The organism is Wolbachia endosymbiont (group A) of Pogonocherus hispidulus (genome assembly GCF_964028195.1).
Taxonomy (GTDB): Bacteria; Pseudomonadota; Alphaproteobacteria; order Rickettsiales; family Anaplasmataceae; genus Wolbachia.
This window is the reverse complement of sequence record NZ_OZ034750.1, coordinates 395,044-416,349: the sequence shown is the minus strand read 5'-3', so window position 1 is coordinate 416,349 and position 21,306 is coordinate 395,044. Positions and strand designations below refer to the sequence as shown.

At 36.3% G+C, this 21,306-nt stretch carries 18 protein-coding genes; 11 read left to right on the top strand and 7 right to left on the bottom strand.

The genetic code is table 11. The features are described from left to right. Positions 1–99 precede the first annotated feature (99 nt). The 4 genes from ABWU58_RS01940 to ABWU58_RS01925 all read left to right on the top strand — a co-directional run bounded on the left by ABWU58_RS01940 (position 100) and on the right by ABWU58_RS01925 (position 5,473). Complete coding sequence (locus tag ABWU58_RS01940) at positions 100–612, top strand: hypothetical protein (RefSeq protein ID WP_264338069.1); 513 nt, start codon at positions 100–102, stop codon at positions 610–612. Between the two features lie 510 nt (positions 613–1,122). Next, the gene (gene uvrA, locus ABWU58_RS01935) at positions 1,123–3,927 is read left to right on the top strand and encodes an excinuclease ABC subunit UvrA (protein WP_353283452.1); all 2,805 of its coding nucleotides are present in this window, start codon (positions 1,123–1,125) and stop codon (positions 3,925–3,927) included. A gap of 54 nt (positions 3,928–3,981) precedes the next feature. Beyond that, positions 3,982–4,620 carry a hypothetical protein gene (locus ABWU58_RS01930; RefSeq protein WP_353283451.1) on the top strand — a complete coding sequence of 213 codons (639 nt, stop codon included), beginning with the start codon at positions 3,982–3,984 and terminating at the stop codon, positions 4,618–4,620. Between the two features lie 121 nt (positions 4,621–4,741). Beyond that, entirely contained in the window at positions 4,742–5,473 is a 732-nt protein-coding gene (locus ABWU58_RS01925) for a ComF family protein (RefSeq protein WP_353283450.1), read from the top strand. A 368-nt stretch (positions 5,474–5,841) separates the two neighbouring features. Here ABWU58_RS01925 and ABWU58_RS01920 read toward each other — a convergent pair whose 3' ends face one another. The 5 genes from ABWU58_RS01920 to ABWU58_RS01900 form a co-directional block, all read right to left on the bottom strand. Beyond that, positions 5,842–7,266 carry a Mur ligase family protein gene (locus ABWU58_RS01920; protein ID WP_353283449.1) on the bottom strand — a complete coding sequence of 475 codons (1,425 nt, stop codon included), beginning with the start codon at positions 7,264–7,266 and terminating at the stop codon, positions 5,842–5,844. Beyond that, the gene (gene metC, locus ABWU58_RS01915; protein WP_353283448.1) at positions 7,241–8,482 is read right to left on the bottom strand and encodes a cystathionine beta-lyase; all 1,242 of its coding nucleotides are present in this window, start codon (positions 8,480–8,482) and stop codon (positions 7,241–7,243) included. The genes ABWU58_RS01920 and metC overlap by 26 nt, the downstream gene beginning before the upstream one ends. A gap of 7 nt (positions 8,483–8,489) precedes the next feature. Beyond that, positions 8,490–8,774, bottom strand: coding sequence for a BolA family protein (locus ABWU58_RS01910; protein ID WP_353283692.1), 285 nt, complete (start codon positions 8,772–8,774; stop codon positions 8,490–8,492). A gap of 88 nt (positions 8,775–8,862) precedes the next feature. After that, positions 8,863–10,779, bottom strand: a complete 1,917-nt coding sequence (gene dnaK / locus ABWU58_RS01905) for a molecular chaperone DnaK (RefSeq protein WP_353283447.1) — start codon at positions 10,777–10,779, stop codon at positions 8,863–8,865. 86 nt (positions 10,780–10,865) lie between these two features. After that, positions 10,866–12,629 carry a ribonuclease E/G gene (locus ABWU58_RS01900; protein WP_353283446.1) on the bottom strand — a complete coding sequence of 588 codons (1,764 nt, stop codon included), beginning with the start codon at positions 12,627–12,629 and terminating at the stop codon, positions 10,866–10,868. A gap of 149 nt (positions 12,630–12,778) precedes the next feature. Between ABWU58_RS01900 and rpmG the strand changes: the two genes are divergently transcribed. Further along, positions 12,779–12,979, top strand: a complete 201-nt coding sequence (gene rpmG, locus ABWU58_RS01895; protein ID WP_353283445.1) for a 50S ribosomal protein L33 — start codon at positions 12,779–12,781, stop codon at positions 12,977–12,979. A 25-nt stretch (positions 12,980–13,004) separates the two neighbouring features. Then, entirely contained in the window at positions 13,005–13,280 is a 276-nt protein-coding gene (locus tag ABWU58_RS01890) for a helix-turn-helix domain-containing protein (RefSeq protein WP_341812204.1), read from the top strand. A gap of 74 nt (positions 13,281–13,354) precedes the next feature. On the opposite strand, the gene ABWU58_RS01885 is transcribed toward ABWU58_RS01890, so the two are convergent. Beyond that, positions 13,355–14,236 (bottom strand): zinc ABC transporter substrate-binding protein, encoded by an 882-nt coding sequence (locus tag ABWU58_RS01885; RefSeq protein WP_353283444.1) that lies wholly within the window; start codon positions 14,234–14,236, stop codon positions 13,355–13,357. Between ABWU58_RS01885 and ABWU58_RS01880 the strand changes: the two genes are divergently transcribed. Both ABWU58_RS01880 and ubiB read left to right on the top strand, forming a co-directional pair. Beyond that, entirely contained in the window at positions 14,228–14,968 is a 741-nt protein-coding gene (locus tag ABWU58_RS01880; RefSeq protein ID WP_353283443.1) for a metal ABC transporter ATP-binding protein, read from the top strand. The two genes, ABWU58_RS01885 and ABWU58_RS01880, sit on opposite strands and share 9 nt — an antisense overlap. Further along, a complete protein-coding gene (ubiB, locus tag ABWU58_RS01875) occupies positions 14,965–16,395 on the top strand; it encodes a 2-polyprenylphenol 6-hydroxylase (protein WP_353283442.1) in 1,431 nt (476 codons plus the stop codon). The genes ABWU58_RS01880 and ubiB overlap by 4 nt, the downstream gene beginning before the upstream one ends. A 157-nt stretch (positions 16,396–16,552) precedes the next feature. Here ubiB and ABWU58_RS01870 read toward each other — a convergent pair whose 3' ends face one another. Next, on the bottom strand, positions 16,553–16,945 hold the full coding sequence (locus ABWU58_RS01870; RefSeq protein ID WP_353283441.1) for a TraR/DksA family transcriptional regulator: 393 nt from the start codon (positions 16,943–16,945) through the stop codon (positions 16,553–16,555). 107 nt (positions 16,946–17,052) lie between these two features. Between ABWU58_RS01870 and ABWU58_RS01865 the strand changes: the two genes are divergently transcribed. From ABWU58_RS01865 to ltrA, 3 genes are all read left to right on the top strand, one after another. Continuing rightward, positions 17,053–17,700 (top strand): heme exporter protein CcmB, encoded by a 648-nt coding sequence (locus ABWU58_RS01865; RefSeq protein ID WP_353283440.1) that lies wholly within the window; start codon positions 17,053–17,055, stop codon positions 17,698–17,700. Between the two features lie 1,851 nt (positions 17,701–19,551). Continuing rightward, positions 19,552–19,692 (top strand): hypothetical protein, encoded by a 141-nt coding sequence (locus ABWU58_RS01860; protein ID WP_019078704.1) that lies wholly within the window; start codon positions 19,552–19,554, stop codon positions 19,690–19,692. 52 nt (positions 19,693–19,744) lie between these two features. Further along, entirely contained in the window at positions 19,745–20,989 is a 1,245-nt protein-coding gene (gene ltrA, locus ABWU58_RS01855) for a group II intron reverse transcriptase/maturase (protein ID WP_353276809.1), read from the top strand. Positions 20,990–21,306 lie beyond the last annotated feature (317 nt).

Below are 21,306 nucleotides of genomic sequence, written 5' to 3'. Positions count from 1 at the left end.
TTAAAATGTTTTTTGTTTTCCATTAGGTTAAATAACTCTTTCACTATGTGCAATATTTACTTAAAATAAATGTATGTCATTAAATTTGGGTAGGTAATTATGTCTATTTTATCGATACTCCTGTTTATCAGTCTTTCTTTACTCAACACTTCAAATAAATTGATGATATGTGCTGCCTTATTTGTGGGAGCTGCTTTAGTTATAAATTCAATGGTTGAATTTTATGGCAAAAGCAAAGCTACGTACAGCTTAATAGTGTGTACAGCGCTATGTTATGTTTTTAAATGGCAAATTTTTAATTTGATGATATTGATTTCATATACTGCAATTTTAGTCTCTCTTCTCTCAAGCATAATTATTTTTGAAAAATTGAAGTCCAAGTTGAATTTTTATACGGCAAATTTCATTACTTTAATTATAGCATCAGTGGTTGATAGTGCTGTTGTATGTGTTGGATTACTATACAAATTTTCTGCAGGTAAATGCTTATCAATATATATTAGAGATTTAATTTTTAAGTTTTCTTATGCGTCAGTATTGAGCATCTGCTTGTTTGTAGGAATGTATTTATTTTGCTTGGCAAACAAAAAGTATTTTAAGATTTCCACATAACCTGTTTTCTGATATAGCTAACCTGACTTTGGGTCCTGGAGATGTATTTGGTGGTCCTAATACGTAACAACAGTTTAGAATTTATAGGTAGCCTAAACCCACAACTGTACAAACATTATGATTTGAGCCTATCAGGGGGGTGTCATTCCAGTGCCCAGACACTGGAATCCAGAAAAAAGAATGGTGTCATCCCAGTGCTTGACACTGGGATCTAGACTTTCCGTAAAAACGTTATATTTTAACATAACACTTTATATGCTCACCAACTTAGTGCTAATCAAAATCCTGGATCCCAGTGTCTGGGCACTGGGATGACATCATAGGGGCACTGGCCTACTTAACCGTCATACCGCCGCGGTATCTCAGCCGCTAACAAGTAGCGGAATGACGATTTATCAAACGCTGCCTAATTTTCCGTAACAGTTGAAAAAATCAATAGAAAATCAACATATCACTGTAAATTCATGTATTTTAAGGCTATAATGGCTAAAATACGTTATATAGTATAATATGGACGATTTTATAAGAGTTAAGGGTGCAAGGGAACATAATCTGCAAGGTGTAGATGTCAATATACCGAAAAATAAGCTAGTTGTTATAACTGGGCTAAGTGGTTCTGGCAAGTCTAGCCTCGCTTTTGATACAATTTATGCGGAAGGCCAACGCCGGTACGTTGAAAGCCTATCAGCTTACGCGCGTCAATTTCTCAACATTCAGGATAAACCAGATGTTGAGTCGATTACAGGTCTCTCCCCTGCAATATCTATCAACCAGAAATCGATTTCAAAAAATCCAAGGTCAACAGTTGGAACTGTTACCGAAATTTACGATTACTTGCGCTTAGTATATGCACGAATAGGGGTTCCTTATTCACCTGCAACTGGATTACCGATAACAAAGCAAACTGTATCTCAAATTGTAGATACTATAATTGCGTTACCTTTAGAAACTAAAATATATATACTTGCCCCTGTTGTGCGTGGTAGAAAGGGAGAACATCTCAAAGAGATATTGGAAATTAAAAGACAAGGTTACGTAAGGTTCAAAATAGATGGTGAAGTGTACAATGTAGATGACTTGCCTAAACTCGATAAGAACAAGAAACACGACATTTTTGTGGTTGCAGATAGAATATCAATATTGGGCGATATAGGAAATCGACTGCCAAGTAGTATAGAATCCGCACTAAAACTTGGTAATGGTCTAATGTATGTAGAAGTAGTAAACCTACCTGACAACCATAATTCTGAGTATAAAAATGGTCAAATTCTGACTTTTTCAGAGAATTTTGCATGCCCCGAGTCTGGTTTCACTCTTGAGGAAATAGAACCAAGATTATTTTCTTTTAACAGCCCTTACGGTGCATGTGGTTCGTGTAATGGGCTTGGTAAAAAGCTGGCTGTTGATGTAAAGCTGATAGTGCCAGATGAAACTCTTTCAATATCTGAGGGTGCTTTAAAGCCAGTAGGACCAATGTTCCGTCAAGTGCACACAAGTTATGGATTTCTAAAAAGTGCAATTCTATCACTGGCTGAAAATTGTAAATTTAGCCTTGATGTTCCGTGGAAGAACATAGATCAAGAAGTAAAAGATATGATACTCTTTGGTTCTAATAAATTTCAAGGTTTGATCAGTATCTTGGAGAACCAGATGGATTATGATGAAACGCTTGTTGAGCGATACTGCTCTGTTACTCATTGTAAGGAATGTACTGGCTATAGATTGAGAAAAGAAGCACTCACAGTGAAAATTGATAGCAGACATATAGGTAAAATATCAGGGCTCAGCATCGATAAATCCCTTAAGTGGTTTGAAAATTTGCCAGACAAGCTCACAGAACAACAGAAGCAAATCTCAAGTAAAATATTAAATGAAATAATCAAGAGGCTAGCATTTTTAAAGAATGTAGGGTTGAATTACCTAACGCTCGATCGAGAATCTAGCACTCTCTCTGGCGGTGAGAGTCAGAGGATCAGACTTGCTTCGCAAATTGGCTCTGGTTTAACAGGAGTGCTGTATGTGCTTGATGAACCCTCGATAGGCCTTCATCAATGCGATAATGATCGGTTAATTGCTACACTGAAAAACTTGAGAGACATGGGTAACACTGTAATCGTTGTTGAGCATGATGAAGATACAATAATGGCTGCTGATTATGCGATTGATATTGGTCCTGGAGCTGGCGTAAATGGTGGAAAAGTTGTTGCAGAAGGAACACCAGACCAGGTGCAAAGAAATTCAGGGAGCATAACAGGGCAATATTTGAGTGGAGAGAAAAAAATTTTAATTCCAAGGAGAAGAAAGAAAGCAACTCAGTTCATAAAAGTAATAAATGCATGTGAAAATAACTTAAAAAATGTGAACGTTAAATTTCCTATAGGGAATCTTATTTGTGTTACTGGAATATCAGGAGGGGGAAAATCAAGTTTAGTCATAGAAACGTTATATAAATATTCAGCACATAAGATACATCATTCGTCTGCACGGTATGGTCGGTGTGATAGAATAGAAGGCCTTGAATATATAGATAAAGTTATAGAAGTTGATCAGTCGCCAATTGGTAGAACTCCTGCGTCAAATCCAGCAACATATGTCGGTATGTTTACTCATATAAGAAATTGGTTTGCAGGTCTTTCGGAGTCAAAAGCAAGGGGATATAATATAGGCCGGTTTTCATTTAATACCAGAGGGGGAAGGTGTGAGGCTTGTAAAGGTGATGGGCACTTAAAGATAGAGATGCATTTTCTACCGGACGTTTATGTGAAGTGTGAGCAGTGTAAAGGGCGAAGGTATAATCGTGAAACATTGGAAGTTACTTATAAAGGAAAATCAATCTCTGATGTGCTTGATATGACGATAGATCAGGCTTGTGATTTTTTTGAAAACCTTCCAATGGTAAAAGAAAAGTTGGTTTCTTTGCAGGAAGTGGGGCTTGGCTATATAAAACTCGGACAGTCGTCAACAACGTTGTCTGGGGGTGAAGCACAACGAATAAAGCTGTCTAAAGAGCTATCAAAACGATTTACCGGAAGAACATTGTATATTCTTGATGAACCAACAACTGGATTACACTTTGAAGATATAAATAACTTACTAAAAATACTCCATAGATTAGTCGATCTGGGAAACACTGTTATAGTTATCGAGCACAATTTGCACGTTATAAAAACTGCAGATTATATAATAGACATCGGACCAGAGGGCGGAATAAAAGGCGGAGAAGTGATTGCTACAGGAACTCCAGAAGAAGTGGCAAAAATTCCAGAAAGTGTTACAGGCAGGTATCTTAAAACATATTTATTAAATCAAGCATAAACTATTTCTTAATTATATTAGGCTAGGTTACATATTTATGATTTGGAGATAAGAATGTCAGTATATCGATACTTTAGAAGGTACGTTGAATATGGAGTTGTACCTGCTAAGAGAGCAGAAGATTGCACACCAGTTCCAGAAAGTAGTTTCTATAAATCTGTAAGTTATGTTGATAGTGTGTTAGGACCTGTGAAAGATGTAATTTGTGGAGTTGAGAGTAAGAACGGTTATAATGATCAATATATAAAAAATTGTGAGTATGTAGGTTACAGAGCAGAGGAAGTGTTTCCACTTTGTGAACGGGGTGCTTTTCTAGCAGCTAGTATAATATTGCAACCTTTATGTTTGATATTAGCATATTTGTCATACTTCCCAATTAAGTTATTATCAAAAATAACAGGGGACTATTGTTTAAAAGCAAGTACAAAGTCATTAGTTGATCATTCAAATGCATTTTTAAGTGCTGGGCAAGAGTGTGCTAGTGCAGTAGCTAGAGTATTTAATAAGATTGTAAGTTATGCTTGCGCTGCTATCATTTGGGCTGCCGCGTCAATGATAACGCCACTCATGTTGGCTTGTGACAAAGTGCAAAGTAAGTTGAGTGAAATACAGAAGCCAGAAAAACATCAACTTTTATCTAAGGATAATTTAAAGACTACTTTAGTCAATGGTATACCGCAAACTGAGTTATAAGTTCTGCTTTTTCAGCAGTGGCTCAGTTTGAATTACATTGAGATGAAATAAAAAGTGAAAGAGTGTAAGCACAAGTTACTTTAGCTATACTATATAAATTTTATAATATATTTAATGAATTGTGAACCTTCTCTTACTAAAAAAAGCTACAAATCTTATATTTCCGAACGTATGCGTAAGTTGCGAGTGTATCATTGATGAGAATCTTAATCTGTGTAGTGAATGCAATAAAAAAATCAATTTTCTAACTAAGCATTACTGCAATGTTTGTGGTACAGTAATCTCAGACAATATTCATACGTGTGGTAAGTGCATCATCAATCCTCCACCGTTTAAAGTATTAAGATCAGTTTTTGCTTATGATCAACATAGTAAAAACATGATTATAAATTTCAAATTTTTTGATAATTTGAATTACGTAAAAATCTATGCAAAGTGGATACACCAAGCTAATCAGGATACGTTTCAGAACGCAGAGGTCATAATTCCTATACCGTTACATAAAATGCGCTTGTTTAAACGTAAATATAATCAAGCAGCATTGCTTGCAAAAGAGTTGAGTAAGTTGTCCAATTTATCCTATACGCCATTTGCAATAAAACGTCTTCGCCATACTGCGCCTCAAGCTGGTCTTTCACTTAAACAGCGTGAAAAAAATTTAAAGAAGGCTTTTAGCATAAGCAACAAGAAAATTATCGAAAATAAAATCGTGATATTAGTTGATGATGTGGTAACAACCGGAGCAACTGTAAGATCTTGCTCTCAAGAAATTTTAAACTCCGGTGCAAAAGAAGTGAGAGTGCTATCGCTTGCAAGAACGGTGAATGATTGGACCTCTTGCATAAAAAATTAGCAGTCAGTGTCATCCAAGTAGCTTGACTACTTGGATCTATTTTTTTCTAGATTCCAGCGCCAGCGTCACGCACATAGCTGTACGAACATTGTTTGCCAAGGAGGGTGTCATCCCAGTGCTTGACACTGGGATCCAGGAAAGTTTGCTTGTAAACTGATTTGTTGAGTATGAAAAATAGCTGATCTTATACTAAATTGATAAGGCTGCATAAAAAGCTAAATTCCAGCATCAGCTACTTTCATGACACCAATTCCTGCCATCCACTGGATCTATGCTCTTTTTTTCCTGGATCCCAGTGTCAAGCACTGGGATGACATCACTTTTGCTTCAATATTCGCACATTAGCGGAGGTAAGCCCATTGCGAAAATCAGTATGTTAAGGCATGATTTTTAATAACCTCAACATCACTAAATTCAAAAATTTGATTCCCTATAATTTGAAATTTCTCATGCCCCTTTCCTGCAACTAGCAGAATCATACCCTCGTTATAGGCAATATCTACGCCTTTCTCTATAGCTTCTCTCCTACCTCCTATCTCCAGTGCATCAGGGCAATGTAGCAAAATATCGTGGCGAATTTTTGCCAGATTCTCATCACGCGGATTGTCATCTGTGATTATCACTTTGTCCGCACACATTTGTGCTATTTTACCCATTTCTGCACGTTTTGTTTGATCACGATTTCCACCACAACCAAAAACTAGAATTATTTTTTTATTGAAGTGCCATTTTAAAGACAATAGGGCTTGTTTAAGCGCACTTGGAGTATGAGCGTAATCCACAAATGCAAAAGGTTTCACTTTTTCCATTCTTCCTGGTGGAGAAACGAGTTTTTCTACGCATATTTCTCTGTAATTCAGTCCAGACGAGGTAACTATACCCATTGCACACAACAGATTATATGCTTGAAATTTTCCTAAAACTGGGAAAAATGTATTGTAAATTTGGTTATCAATTTTTACTGTAAGATGTTGACCATTTGGGGTTGGTGTTTGCTCTAATAAAGTAATATCAGAGCCTTTTTTGCCATAGATGATAATTTTGTTGCTGCGTTTTTCAGCTATTTTAAGCAATGCACAGTATTCATCTATATCCGCATTTAAAATCGCTGTTTTTCCTTCTGGTAATACCTCGTAAAATAACCTTTTTTTAGTTTCTAAATATTCACTAAGATTTTTATGGTAATCTAAATGATCTTGCGAGAAATTAGTAAAAGCTGCAGCACTCAACTTTAATCCATGGATTCTGTATTGATCAATTCCATGACTTGAAGCCTCCAATGCTAAGTGCTCTACATTTATACCACGTAATGTTGCGTAAAGGTCATCTGCACCTGGAGTGGTAAGATTATCGCTATTATCTTCTCTGCCATTATTGATGCATGTTCCAAGTGTTCCAATAGATGCTGCATTATAGCCAGCGTTTTGCCAAATCTGGCGGCAAAATTCTACTACTGAAGTTTTACCATTCGTACCCGTTACAGCAGCAACATATTTGGGCTGTTTGAATTGATAAAACCTGCTGACTATTTCGCTGTATATTTCTTGAGGATTTGGGTGGAAAATATGGATTCCAGTGTCACGCACTGGAATGACACCACTTGTTATGCAATCACTTGCAATTATCGCTTTAGCTCCACAAGATAATATCTGATCTATGTAAATCCTATCCCTTTCTGACACACAAACGAAAAGATAACCTCCCTTGACTCTCTTGGGATTACATGTAACGCCCTTGATCTCAATATCAAAGTTAACATCAATAATGTTATGCAGTAATTCTCTCAGTTTCATGCTTTACTCTGCCAGCTTTGATATTCAAACATGGCAACCTTTTTAGTGCGTCATTAAGGTCAAAGATTAAATCTTCAGGATCTTCCAGTCCACAAAATATCCGTATAAAACTTCCACCATAATCTGAATTCATTACAGATCTTGACATAGATCTACGATCTATTGGTAATATCAAACTGTCGCACCCTCCCCAAGAAGCACCAATACTAAAAATTTTCATATGATCAACCATGCAGCTTAGTTCTTCACATGAATATTCTCTATCCAGTGCTATACTGAATATGCTGCTTGCTCCTTTGAAGTAACTTTTCCATAATTCGTGTTGAGGATGGGAGGGAAGTGCTGGATATAAAACTTTTTTGATTTTTGAATGTTTTTCTAGCCACTTTGCCACTTCCATTGCTGTATTTTGGTGCCTTTTCATACGTGTGTGCAGTGTTCTTAGTCCCCTATGTGCAAGGTAGCAGTCGTGCGATTGAATGGTTACTCCATAATTTTTATAGCTCTCATAAAGCAATTTAAAAATTTCACCTTCAGCAATAATAGCCCCCATCAATAAGTCTGAGTGACCGGCTAGATACTTTGTCACCGCATATAGTGCAACATCAATTCCATAATCAAGCGGCTTAAATAACAAAGGAGTGGCCCATGAATTGTCGCAAACGGTTACGATTCCACGTTCTTTAGCAACTTTTACTATATGCTCTACATTCGAAATCTCAAACGCCACAGAACCAGGAGTCTCGATCATTATCAATGAAGTATTACTCTGAATTAAATCAGTTATATCCTGTGTTGGATCATAAAAAGTTACTTCTGTTCCTCTTTTTGGTAGCTCATTTTCTGCAAACCTCCTAAGTCTATAATAACTATTATCTTGAATTAAAACGTGCGAGCCTGCTTTAGCGAAAGTTAGAATAGCAAAAGTAAGTGCAAATAGTCCGGAAGGATAAATAAGCGCTTGTCCACTCCCCTCAATTTCAGCCAGTGCATTTGAAAGATAATGAACAGTAGGAGTACCAACATTACTGTAGCTATAATCCCTTGCAACACCATCGTTGATTACATCGTATATACTTTCTCCATTTGCTGCATTTAAGTAGTCCTTGTAAGTAGGAAATAATATGGTAGAAGAATGGTAAACTGGCGGGTTCATAGAACCTTTATAGTCCTTAAATTTTCTTCCTGCTTTAACTAATAAAGACTCTTCCTTCACATTTTTATTATTTATTTTTTAAATTGTACTCATTTTGCGTATACAAGTGAAGAGAAATTGCATGTATTAGCTCTATCTCATCCTTCAATAACTCATAAATCAACTTGTGTCTTTTTAGAATGCTCATTTCAATAAAGCCGTCAGATATTAATATTAATTTAATGTGCGAAGGTAATGTTGAAGATGAAGCAAAATAATGATCAGCATGCTTTGTTGATTCATCGATAATGTTGATATCAATTACATCTATCGAATCGTGTATCTTTTCTTCTATTGCCTTAATAATGTCCATAATGGTTTCTTTAAGCAACAATATGCTCCTCCTGTCATCCCAGTGTCAGCTACTCGGATGACAGGAAAAGTGATATAACAATACACAATTACTTATTCTCTTCCTTATTATCTATGTCTTGATAATCAGAATCTACTACTTTTTCTCCCTCATTTGTTGTGGATGAATCAGCAGAACTATCACTTTGTTGCTGCTGAGATGCTTGATACATAGCTTCTCCAAGTTTCATAGATAATTGAGAAAGATTAGTGACTTTCTGCTGTATTGAATCAGCGTCATCAACGTTATCAGATTTACTAGCCTCTTTCAGTTCATTCAGTGCACTTTCAATAGCAGATTTGTCTTCAGGTGAGACTTTATCACCATACTCTTTCAGAGACTTTTCCGTAGAATGAACTAAGCTATCTGCTTGGTTTTTCACTTCAATAAACTTTTTGCGCTTCTCATCTTCTTGTGCTTTTTCTTCAGCTTCTTTCACCATGCGATTTATTTCATCATCAGATAAACCACCTGAAGATTGAATGCGTATTTTTTGCTCTTTTCCAGTAGCTTTATCTTTTGCAGAAACGTGCGCTATGCCGTTTGCATCTATATCAAATGTCACTTCAATTTGTGGCCTTCCGCGTGGAGCAGGAGGTATCCCCTCCAAACTAAACTGGCCAAGTAGTTTATTATCAACTGCCAATTTTCTTTCACCCTGATGCACCTTAATTGTAACAGCTGTTTGGTTATCTTCTGCAGTTGAAAACACCTGAGATTTTTTAGTGGGAATAGTAGTATTACGTTCAATAAGTGGAGTAAATACTCCTCCTAGAGTTTCAATACCAAGAGAAAGTGGAGTCACATCAAGTAATAACACATCTCTTACATCACCTTGAATGATCCCCGCCTGTATTGCAGCTCCAATTGCTACAACTTCATCAGGGTTAACTCCTCTATGTGGATCTTTGCCAAAGAATTCTTTAACTTTCTCTATGACTTTTGGCATACGAGTCATGCCACCAACGAGAACCACTTCGCCAATTTGACTAGCAGACAAACCAGCATCCTCAAGAGCTTTTTTACAAGGAGCCATAGTTCTTTCGATTAAATCATTCACTAAGCTTTCAAGTTTTGCTCTCGTTAATTTCATATTTAAGTGTTTTGGACCACTTGCATCAGCTGTAATAAACGGTAGATTTACTTCCGTTTCCATTGCACTTGATAATTCAATTTTCGCTTTTTCAGCAGCTTCTTTGATTCTTTGCATAGCCATTGGATCATTTTTCAAATCAATGCCATTACTTTTCTTGAATTCATCTAGTAAATAACTCACTATTGCGTTATCAAAGTCTTCACCTCCAAGATGAGTGTAACCATTTGTAGCCTTTACTTCAAAAACCCCTTCACCTATTTCAAGTATTGAGACATCAAATGTACCACCACCAAGATCATACACCACTATTGTGTGTCCATGTTTTTTATCAAGACCATAAGCAAGCGCTGCAGCAGTCGGTTCGTTTACTATTCTGAGTACATTTAATCCGGCAATTTTTCCTGCATCTTTTGTTGCTTGACGTTGAGAGTCGTTGAAGTATGCTGGCACTGTTATCACAGCATCTTTTACTTCCTCTCCAAGATAAGCTTCTGCTGCTTCTTTCATGTTTTGTAGTATAAATGCACCAATTTGACTAGGAGAGTATTCTTTATTATCAGTGGTTTTAACCCATGCGTCACCATTTTTTGCTGCGAACACTTTATACGGCACGTTTAGATTTTTCATTTCAGAATCACCGTATTGACGGCCTATTAATCTCTTAGTAGCAAAAAAGGTATTACTTGCATTGGTGGTTGCTTGCCTTTTTGCTGGAGCGCCAATCAACCTTTCTCCTGACGAAGTGAATGCGACTATAGACGGAGTAGTTCTTGCCCCTTCTTTATTTTCTATTACCTTTGTATCCTTGCCCTGCATTATTGCAACACAAGAATTTGTTGTCCCGAGATCTATACCTATTGCTCTTCCCATAATGAGTACCCCATTGTAAATATTATCTGATATAAGAATATATAAGTATAGGACTCATTAATTACAAGCCCAATTTAGGTTTCTAGTTAGTTATTAGAACTTAAAAGGCGCGAAAGCCACTTAGTCAACCAAAAATTGCCTCGTAGTTTATTTGAATTATCAACTTCTTCATTGCTGCTATCCCCAATTTGGTATCCAGAGTTCTGTAATGGCTTATAACCGTTTGAATTAACATCATCTCCTTGTTTTAAAACAAATGTATTTACATCTAAACTGTTATCAATACTAATGTTCAATGTAATATTAAACTCTTTTTCGATTGTAGAAACTGTATTCCGTTTATTATTAAAAATATGCGCTATAACCGCACTGTGTGCTACTAAATCAAAAGACTTATTTCGGTTCTTATTAGCAATGTGTTGTAAATCCCTGAGTATCGATGCAACAATTACTTCGTTTGATTTTACTCTTCCAATACCCTTGCAGTGTAAACACTCTGTAGTATTAATTTCTTGTATGTTTGGTTTAATTCTTTGTCTTGAAAATACCATTAAACCAAAGTCATTTATGTAGCTAAATTGAACCTTAGCTTTATCATCTTTAAACGCTTGCCTTATAGCAGACTCAACAGCTCTGCAATACTGATATTTCAACATATCAATAAAATCGACTACTATTAATCCTGATAGGCCTCTAAGATTCACCTGTCTTGATATTTCAGGTACTGCTTCCATGTTGGTTCTATAAGCTGTTTCTTCTATACTATCTTCTCCTGTCATCTTTCCTGAATTTACGTCTATTGAAACAAACGCCTCAGTTAAAGTTATTACCAAAGACCCACCAGATGGCAATTCTACTCTATTGCTATATAACTCAGAAATTTGGTCTTCAATTCCGTAGTAGGTAAAGATAGGAACACAACCTCTATACAATCTATAGCGCAACTTACTACCTTTTAGTGCATTGTTAGCATATTGCCTAACTGCTTCAAAAGCTTCCTTTCCAGACACTATAACTTCTATACCATCGCTACAAAAATCACGAACAGATCTCATAATTACATCTGCTTCGTTGTAAATTAATGATGGAGCATTTACAGAGAAGGCATTTTTTTGAATGCTCTGCCATAATGAGGATAAGTAATTGTAATCCTGCTCAATTTCTTTCTTATTTTTTCCTGAACCAACAGTTCTTATTATTAAACCTGATCTTTTTGGCAAGCTTATTGAACTCAGTATCTCCTTTAACTGCTTTCTGACATTAACATCTTCAATTCTGCGAGACACTCCACCTTTACTCATGGAATTTGGCATGAAAACACAGTATCTACCCACTAAAGTTATGTATGTTGTAAATGAAGCTCCTTTATTTCCTCGTTCCTCTTTAGTTAGCTGAACCAATACTTTTTGATTTACTGAAATAACATCTTGTAATTTGTATTTTTTATATAAAGGTACCTCTCTTACAAAACCACTACCTGACTCGTTAACATTCTTACTAGCTGCAGAATCTAAAGAGACACTTGCTGGGACTTCTTCTGTACAATCGTCATTTGAGTAGCCCTCAAAGATAGTTTCCTTTTCTTTTTCTGGAATATTGAAGTAATCTAGAGATATCTCGGAAAAAGATAAAAAACCTTGCTTGTTTTTTCCATATTCAATAAATACGGCTTGCAAAGAAGGCTCTATACGCTTTACATAAGCAACGTATATATTACCTCTTAATTGTTTTTTTTCCTTGAATTCTTGTTCAAATTCTACAACCTTATTATTAACTGATAAGGCAACTCTTACCTCATTAGAACAGGCAGAATTTTCTATCAATAATAACCTTTTGCCACTATTTGCCACTTATTTACCGTTTGCTTTTCATTCTGAAGTTAACTTCATGCTACTTAATGCACTGTTGATTGTCAAGAATTTTACGATCTGCATTATTCGGTTGACTTTTAGTGTTTTGCGTAATAAACTCGCATAGAATTTATTATATCATTATAAGTATGGCGAAAAAAAATGCTTCTTTGCTCGTTAAGTTAGTCAGCACTGCAATCAAGATAACAAAAATTGGTGAAGAAAAATCAACTGGCTATTTTTATGTAAAAAAGCGTAATCCAAAAAAGCTCACCAGAAAACTGGAGTTTAGGAAGTATGACCCAGTAGTCAGAAGGCACGTATTATTTAAAGAAGAAAAATTAAAGTAGTTTTTTTATAAGGAATTTTATTATTATGCAAAATTTACAATTAAGTTATCCTATAATAGTAGAGTTGGGGGATGTAAAAGATACAAAACTGAAATTAATAAAGGTCATTGCACAATTAATAAGTAAGAGGTACAAAACACAGAAAAAAGCAGCAAACGCTCTAAAGATTGATCAACCTAAAGTATCTCAAATCAATAGGTCAAAAATCGAAGGGTTCTCCTTAGAATACTTGCTTAACTTATTGATTGCATTGGACCAAGACATAAACGTAAGAATAAAGCATAATTCTAAACCTGTATAATATGTAAAGGACAAATGGTAATTTAAATGCAGAACAATAAAACAGTAAGTCAGAGGCATTTTAAAGAGAATTTGTTACTCAACAAAACAAGATTTGAAATTTTGTGCAATGCTATTGATTATAGCTAGATATGCATCTTTTCCAGGCTCTATGTCTGATCCAATAGGATCAAGAACCACCATTTTTGCGTCATTAGAAAGAGCATTAGGCTTTATGCTATCTTCTTGTGAATGAGCAAATATACATTCAACGTTTTCTTCCTTCATTATCTTTTTTAGCTTCATTAAACTCTTCATACCTATGTACGAATCCTCTTCTATAGAAAGAATGGCGCTTGGGTGATTTAAACCAAAATATTTTTCAAAATATTGATAAGCATCGTGAGTGACGATGTATTTTTGATTTTTAAAATCATTCAGTTCTTTCACGATTTCTTTTACTTCTTGGTCTATTTTTTTTATAGCTTTTGTTGCATTAGAGTTGTACCGATGGGAATTTTCTTTATCTATGTTAGACAATGTTGCACTTATAAAAAGTATCATGCTCTTTGCATTTTCGGGACTCAGCCAAATGTGTAGGTCTTTTTCATCTTGAGTATTGGTAATTTTTCTAGAAAATGAATGTGGCCGAGCAGGAAGTAGGTTGATTACCTTTGACAATTGCACTAGTTCTTTATTATTTTTGGCGAAAGTTTGAACAAACGTCTCTAAGTTATCGTCAGTGTAAAATATGACATCACTTGATTCCAAATTACTCGCATCAGACGGCTTTAATATATAATTATGCGCAGATGTTGCATAGCCAAGCAATTCCGGTTCTAAAATCCCTTCTGTCACAGAAGCTACAAGTGAGTGGATAGGTTTGATTGTAGCTACAACTTTTAAATTGGATGAAAAGGCAATATTATAGTATAGTGTAAATGAAAGTAATAGAAAAAAAGCCAGTAAATGTCTCATATAAACGTTGAGAAGAAGTTAAATTTTGCCAAAAAGTTAAATAATGTCAATAATCGTGTTCTAAAAATAGAAAATCTTGCTCTCACATATGATGGTAAAAGAATCCTTGACAATATCAATATGTTCATGGAAAGAGGAGACGTAATTACAATACTTGGTCCAAATGGTGGAGGTAAAACCTCTTTAGTGAAAGCAATTGCTGGCATAAATAAAAGTTGTACCGGTAGTATCGTATTTGCTGACAACATAAAAATTGGCTATATGCCGCAAAATTTTAGTATTAGTAATTTGATGCCAATAACAGTTGAATATTTCCTTTTAAATAGCTCCTTGAAAAGACTAAAGAAAAATCAATCCATTATTACAGAAGCGATAGAGTTGGTTGGTATCGGTAACATTTTGAAGAATCAAGTGTTAGAAATTTCTGCAGGGCAAACACAACTACTACTGCTTGCACGTTGTTTAATTGCAGAGCCTGACTTGATCATTCTAGATGAACCAGTCAGTGCAATGGATATTAACGCGCGGGCTAAATTTTATGATATTATAAATAAAATAGCAAAAAAACGATTGGTATCGATTCTTATGACTTCTCATGATCTTAACTCTGCTCTACCATCCTCAGATTACGTAATTTGTATAAATAATACTATCTATTGCCAAGGCAAGCCTGATGAGATTATGAAAAATAGAACCCTAAATGAAATATTTAGCAGTCACACAGCAAAATGATTCAAAATATTTTGCGTCTTCTGCACATAACTACAGTGCTGACACGTTACAATATATTATCTTATTTACTTCCACCATCAAAGAAATCAATAAATAAAATACAAGGCCATAAGCTAAAGTGTGCTCTTGAAAAATTAGGTCCGGTGTTCATTAAGTTTGGGCAGTCTATCTCATCACGTACTGATGTTTTAAATGAGGATATAACAAATAACTTGTTATTGATATGTGATAGATTGCCATCATTTTCACATAAAATAGCAGTTAAAACTATAGAAAGTGAGTTTAATTGTAAATTGAGCGACATTTTTTCAAGCTTTTCTGAAAAGCCAATTGCAGCAGCATCGATTTCTCAGGTGCATAGAGCAGTTACAACTGAGGGTAAGGAAGTTGCTGTGAAGGTTTTAAGGCCAAATATTGAGAAAACATTCTCAAGGGATATAAAAATGCTTTCTTGGCTTGCAGAAATTGCAGAAAAATTTAGCGAACAATCAAAAAGGCTGAGGCCAATTGAATTAGTCAAAACTTTTGCTGAAATTTGCCGATTAGAGTTAGATCTACGTTTTGAAGCTGCTCACTCTTCAGAACTAAAGGAAAACACAAAAAATGACAGAGGTTTTTATGTACCTGAAATAGATTGGAATAGAACTGCAAAAAAGGTTTTAACATTAGAATGGATAGAAGCAACACCAATATACGAAGTTGAAAAACTGAATAATCGTAAGCAAATAGCTATCAATCTTATAGAATCGTTTTGTAGTCAGGTATACAGGGATTGTTTTTTTCATGCTGATATGCATCCTGGAAATCTAATGGTTGATAGTAATAACAATATTATTGCCCTGGATTGTGGAATCATGGGTAGAATAGATCGTGAGACATGCTATTACGTTATAGAGATACTCAAAGGCTTTTTAAATCGGGATTATGATCACGTTGCAAAAATGCACTTTAAAGCTGGTTATGTTTCATCACAGCATAGAAATTTTGTCACAGCTTGCAGGGCAATAGGTGAACCCATTATTGGGCAGCCTATACAGAAGATTTCATTTGCTAGTTTACTTGCTCAGCTATTAAAAATAACTGGTGATTTTGATATGAAAGTTCAAACACAATTGTTATTGCTGCAGAAAACTATGATTTTACTGGAAGGGACATGTAGAAAGATCTACCCAGAAATCAATATGTGGAAAGTAGTTGAAGCGTGGATAAGCAGTCAACATGAAAGTAAAATAGGGTATAGGGAAAAAATTAGAAATTCTTATCCTGTAAAAACAATCCAAGGGATATTTAGCCTTATAGAAAAATTAAACCTAATAGCTGATAAAAAATTAGAAAACATCCAAGTTAAAAATAAATCAAATGGAAAAGTCTATTTTTTACTGTGGTTTGTAATTATAATTCTAATCGTTAAATTTTTAATTTCTTAAACTATGGGAAAAAACTGCGTCAAACCCAATTTTTAATTCAACTTAATTTTTAATCTGCAGGAGTCGAGTTGAGAATGTCCAATTTTCCACTTTCTATAACATACTTCAGCGCCTCTTGCTCCTCTTGAAGCCCAATGGCTCACCACTTATGTGTAAATTAATCGTTAATGTTGTACACGTTCTTTTCTTTTTCTACTCTCTCTTGCTCTTCAATACAATATATAGCAAGCGGATTAGCTTTAAGTCTTTCGACTCCTATTTCTTCTCCTGTTCCATCGCAGTAACCATAAATGCCTAATTTTATTTTTTCTAACGCCTCCTTAATCTTTTCTTTTCTATCTTTTCGGCGCTTGATTAATTCCTCGTTTCCACTATCTCCATCAGAATAGTATGTATCAATACTATTATCTTCTAGTTCTTGTTTCTCCAACTCAGCGAGTATTGATTGTAACTTTAAGCTGAAGTATTCCAGTTGTTTTACGCTCATATATTCTTCATCTTCTGAAGGAGTGTAATCTTCTGGTGACTTTATTTTTGGTAACTTTTCCATAATTGCATTATCAAAAAAATAATAAAACCTATATAACTTATGAACAAAAAATTATACTACCCTCAAAGTAAACACTATAATTTATAATAAACATTTAAAAGCCTAGTATGATCGACTCAGTAAAAAAATTAGTAATAGATGATAAAAACCTTACCTATATAGTATGTATTTTCATTATAATGTTAAGTTTATCTTCATTTACACTTGAAAACAACAATAAACAAGAAGTTATGTTAACATTCACATGGATATGTGCTACATTTGTTTTGCAGATCTCTACAAATAATTTGTTTACATCTGATTATCATGATGGAATATTAGAGCAAATCTTTGTACAGCCACTCTCTTCTAGGCTTATAGTTGCTTATAAAATTTTCGCTCACTGGTTATTATTTGGGCTACCGATTTCAGTGGTTTCTTCCATATTCAGCTTTGCAGTTCTAGGCAATAGTATTGAACACTCAATAGCAGTTGGAGTGTCTTTATTATTTAATACGCTGATAATCATTAATATTTCAGCTACTGGAAATGCATTGATGATTGGTCGAAACAACTTAGCATCAGGAGTATCGCAAATCCTTGTTTTGCCAATGATAATGCCAACCTTTGTGTACTTTAAAATGCTAACTCAATTTGAAAATTTGTCCTTGAATATTTATACACTACTAATCACCATGTTAATTTTTGTCGTTTTGATTGTTAACAGCACTATAACTACTCACATGGCACTAAAATTTGCTGTGGAACAGGATTGAAAAATCTTACTGTTATTCAGTAGGTATCCGTTTAGCAGAGTGGCAAAATAGGTAGACAAGATAAACCAAAAAATCAAGAAAAAGTGAGTTTACAACAAATGGTGTCATGCAAGTAGCTGACAACATAGAAACGAAAAAACTTACTTGACAAACTCCGCCAGCGCCCTTATCATGAAACTGAAGCTATTTATTTATCTTCGCAATCTGCAGATTAAAACGACAAAGGGAACTTTGTATTTGGCGTAAATCATGCTTAATTTTTTGCACTATGTGCACCTCATGTCTTTATAAAACTTCTGGGTTTCTACCTATACAAGCCGAAACGCGCTTATAAAGCGTTTAAGACATCAAAAGACGTCAAATAGAACAAGGGAGAATTTGAATACTAGCTACCCTAGGTTTTCTTTGCCTTTTTTTCTGCTTAGTAAATTTCTTAAACATTTGCAGCGTAGGTTAGTTGCAATTAAAAGCAGCTAAATTGCAGCGTTTAAGACTTAAAAAACGCCAATACTGAAAATAGACAATGACTAGGGCTTCTTTTGACTTTTTTTTCGTTTGGTAAATTTCTTAATGTTTGTAGCTAAACGACGACCGTCATCCCGCTGCTTGTTAGCGGGATCTAGAGATACCGTGACGGTATGACGGTTCGTGGTGGCATGACGATAAGCCTCGTCATCCCGCTGCTTGTTAGCGGATGAGATACCGCGAATGAATCGCGGTATGACGGTTCGTGGCGGCATGACGATAAGCTCGTCATCCCGCTACTTGTTAGCGGGATCTAGAGATACCGCGGCGGTATAGTAACTCGTCATCCCGCTACTTGTTAGCGGCTAAGAGATACCGCGAATGAATCGCGGTATGACGTAGATTGCTGTCATTCCAGTCTGGAATCTAGTCTTTATTATGCAGCCACTTGGTTAGAATTAAGTCTTCTGGATCCAAGTAGTCAGGGCACTGGGATGACATCATAGGGACACTGGGGACACCCTGACAACCGTCATCCCGCTACTTGTTAGCGGGATCTAGGAATACCGCGAATGAATCGCGGTATGACGTAGATTGCTGTCATTCCAGTCTGGAATCTAGTCTTTATTATGCAGCCACTTGGTTAGAATTAAGTCTTCTGGATCCAAGTAGTCAGGGCACTGGGATGACATCATAGGGGCGCTGGCCTGACAACCGTCATCCCGCTACTTGTTAGCGGCTAAGAGATACCGCGAATGAATCGCGGTATGACGTAGATTGCCGTCATTCCAGTCTGGAATCTAGTCTTTATTATGCAGCCACTTAGTTGAAATTAAGTCTTCTGGATCCAAGTAGTCAGGGCACTGGGATGACATCATAGGGGCGCTGGCCTGACAACCGTCATCCCGCTACTTGTTAGCGGCTAAGAGATACCGCGAATGAATCGCGGTATGACGTAGATTGCTGTCATTCCAGTCTGGAATCTAGTCTTTATTATGCAGCCACTTAGTTGAAATTAAGTCTTCTGGATCCAAGTAGTCAGGGCACTGGGATGACAGTGCGCCGTAGAAACACGGAAAGTGTTGAAGCTGTGCAGTAGATGAGGGAGGGCCCCTCGGAGCCGGTTTGCAAGAGCAGGCTTCAAACAGCCATAAGCTGCTTTGGTAAAGAGCTAAGGTAGTGAGCGTTATGGAAAAGGCACAATTATGTGTCATGTATGAAATAGAGAGACGAACGCAAGTGAACCACTGATGAAGTGTCGAAAGCGTAGAGACGACGTCAAAACCAGGGGGTAGTCGTTAACCTGGGATGAATCTACAGGGAGCTTGTTTACTGGGTAGGTGGCGTCCGGCATAAAAGTGGCGTGAATCTATTTTAGGCTATTGCATGGAACTACGGGAACCTGTCGTTTCGATGAAAAGGGAGAAGTCCAAAGAGCTGATCTCTGAGGATGAGAGTACCGATGCGAAAAACAGGGGCGGATTAGCTCGTAGTAGCGAAGAAGTTTCTGTAATGGAAATGGAGTGAAGGGGCTAAGTTATTTAGTTTTAATTATTTATCAACCGAAAGGGAGGAGTTAATGAATGAAACAAAGTCTTTTGATATACCAAAGCAACTTATTTGGAGAGCTTATAAACAAGTATCGAAAAATAAAGGTGCAGCAGGTGTAGATGAGGTCTCGATAACAAAGTTTGAAGAAAATCTAAAGGATAATCTATACAAATTATGGAATCGGATGTCATCCGGAAGTTATTTTCCAGAGCCGGTAAAAGCTGTTGCGATACCAAAAGATACAGGAGGGCAAAGAATTTTATGTGTGCCTTCAGTATTCGACAGGATAGCGCAAACAGCAGCTACAATGTATCTTGAGCCGTTAGTAGAACCGAAATTTCACGAAGATTCATATGGTTATAGACCAAATAAGTCTGCGCTGGATGCGGTATACACAGCACGGAAGAGATGTTGGAAAAATGATTGGACGGTAGATCTTGATATATCTGGATTTTTCGACAATCTGGACCACGATTTAGCACTGCAGGCTATCAAGAAACACACAGACTGCAAATGGGTCATACTGTATGTTGAGAGGTGGATGAAAGCCCCCATTCAGCAAGCAGATGGCAGTAGGGTAACAAGGGATAAAGGAGTTCCGCAAGGAGGTTCAATAAGCCCAATCATTTCAAGCATATTTATGCACCATGCGTTTGATATGTGGATGAAACAAAATTATCCAACAGTACCATTTGAAAGATATGTAGATGATGCGATAGTGCACTGCAGAACTAAAAGACAGGCAGGATTTATGAAAGTAATGATTGAAGAAAGATTGGCTAAGTGTAAATTGAAGTTACATCCTGAAAAGACACAGATTGTGTACAGTAAGGATGATGATAGAAAAGAACAATTTCCTAAACAAAGCTTTGATTTTCTAGGTTATACTTTTAGACCTAGAGTAGCAAAGAATAAGATGAGGAATTATTTCATCTCATTTCTACCTGCAATTAGTAACAAAGCCAAGAAGAAGATCAAGAAAACCATAAAGTCATGGAGAATACATCGGATTACATGGACCACACTAGAGGAAATATCGAAGAAAATAGATCCAATAGTCAGAGGCTGGTTTCAGTACTATGGCAGGTTTTATAAATCAGAGATGTATCCATCTCTCAGAAATATAGAGAGATACCTCATAAGATGGGTCAGGACAAAATATAAGAAACTTCGTGATCACGGAAGACTAGCAAAGCAATTTCTAGGAAAAGTGAGAAAGAGGTCTCCAAGTATTTTCTATCATTGGACACTTGGGTTAGGATCAAAAGGCTAAATAATGGGAGCTGTATAAGCCGAGAGGTTTCCGTGCAGTTCTGCGAGAGACTGGTGGGGAAGTTCCGCCGGTCTACTCTCCTCATAGGGGCGCTGGCCTGACAACCGTCATCCCGCTACTTGTTAGCGGGATCTATCCGCGGCGGCGTGACGTAGAGCTCGCGTTAGCTATACTTTTATGCTTACCAACTTAGCTGGATCCAAGTAGTCAAGCTACTTGGATCTGCAAATTGCAATGTTCGTACAGCTGCGTGCTTGACACTGGGATTTAGTGCAGCTACCCTAAATTGGAAGCTCATCTTGCTATTTTTGGCTGAA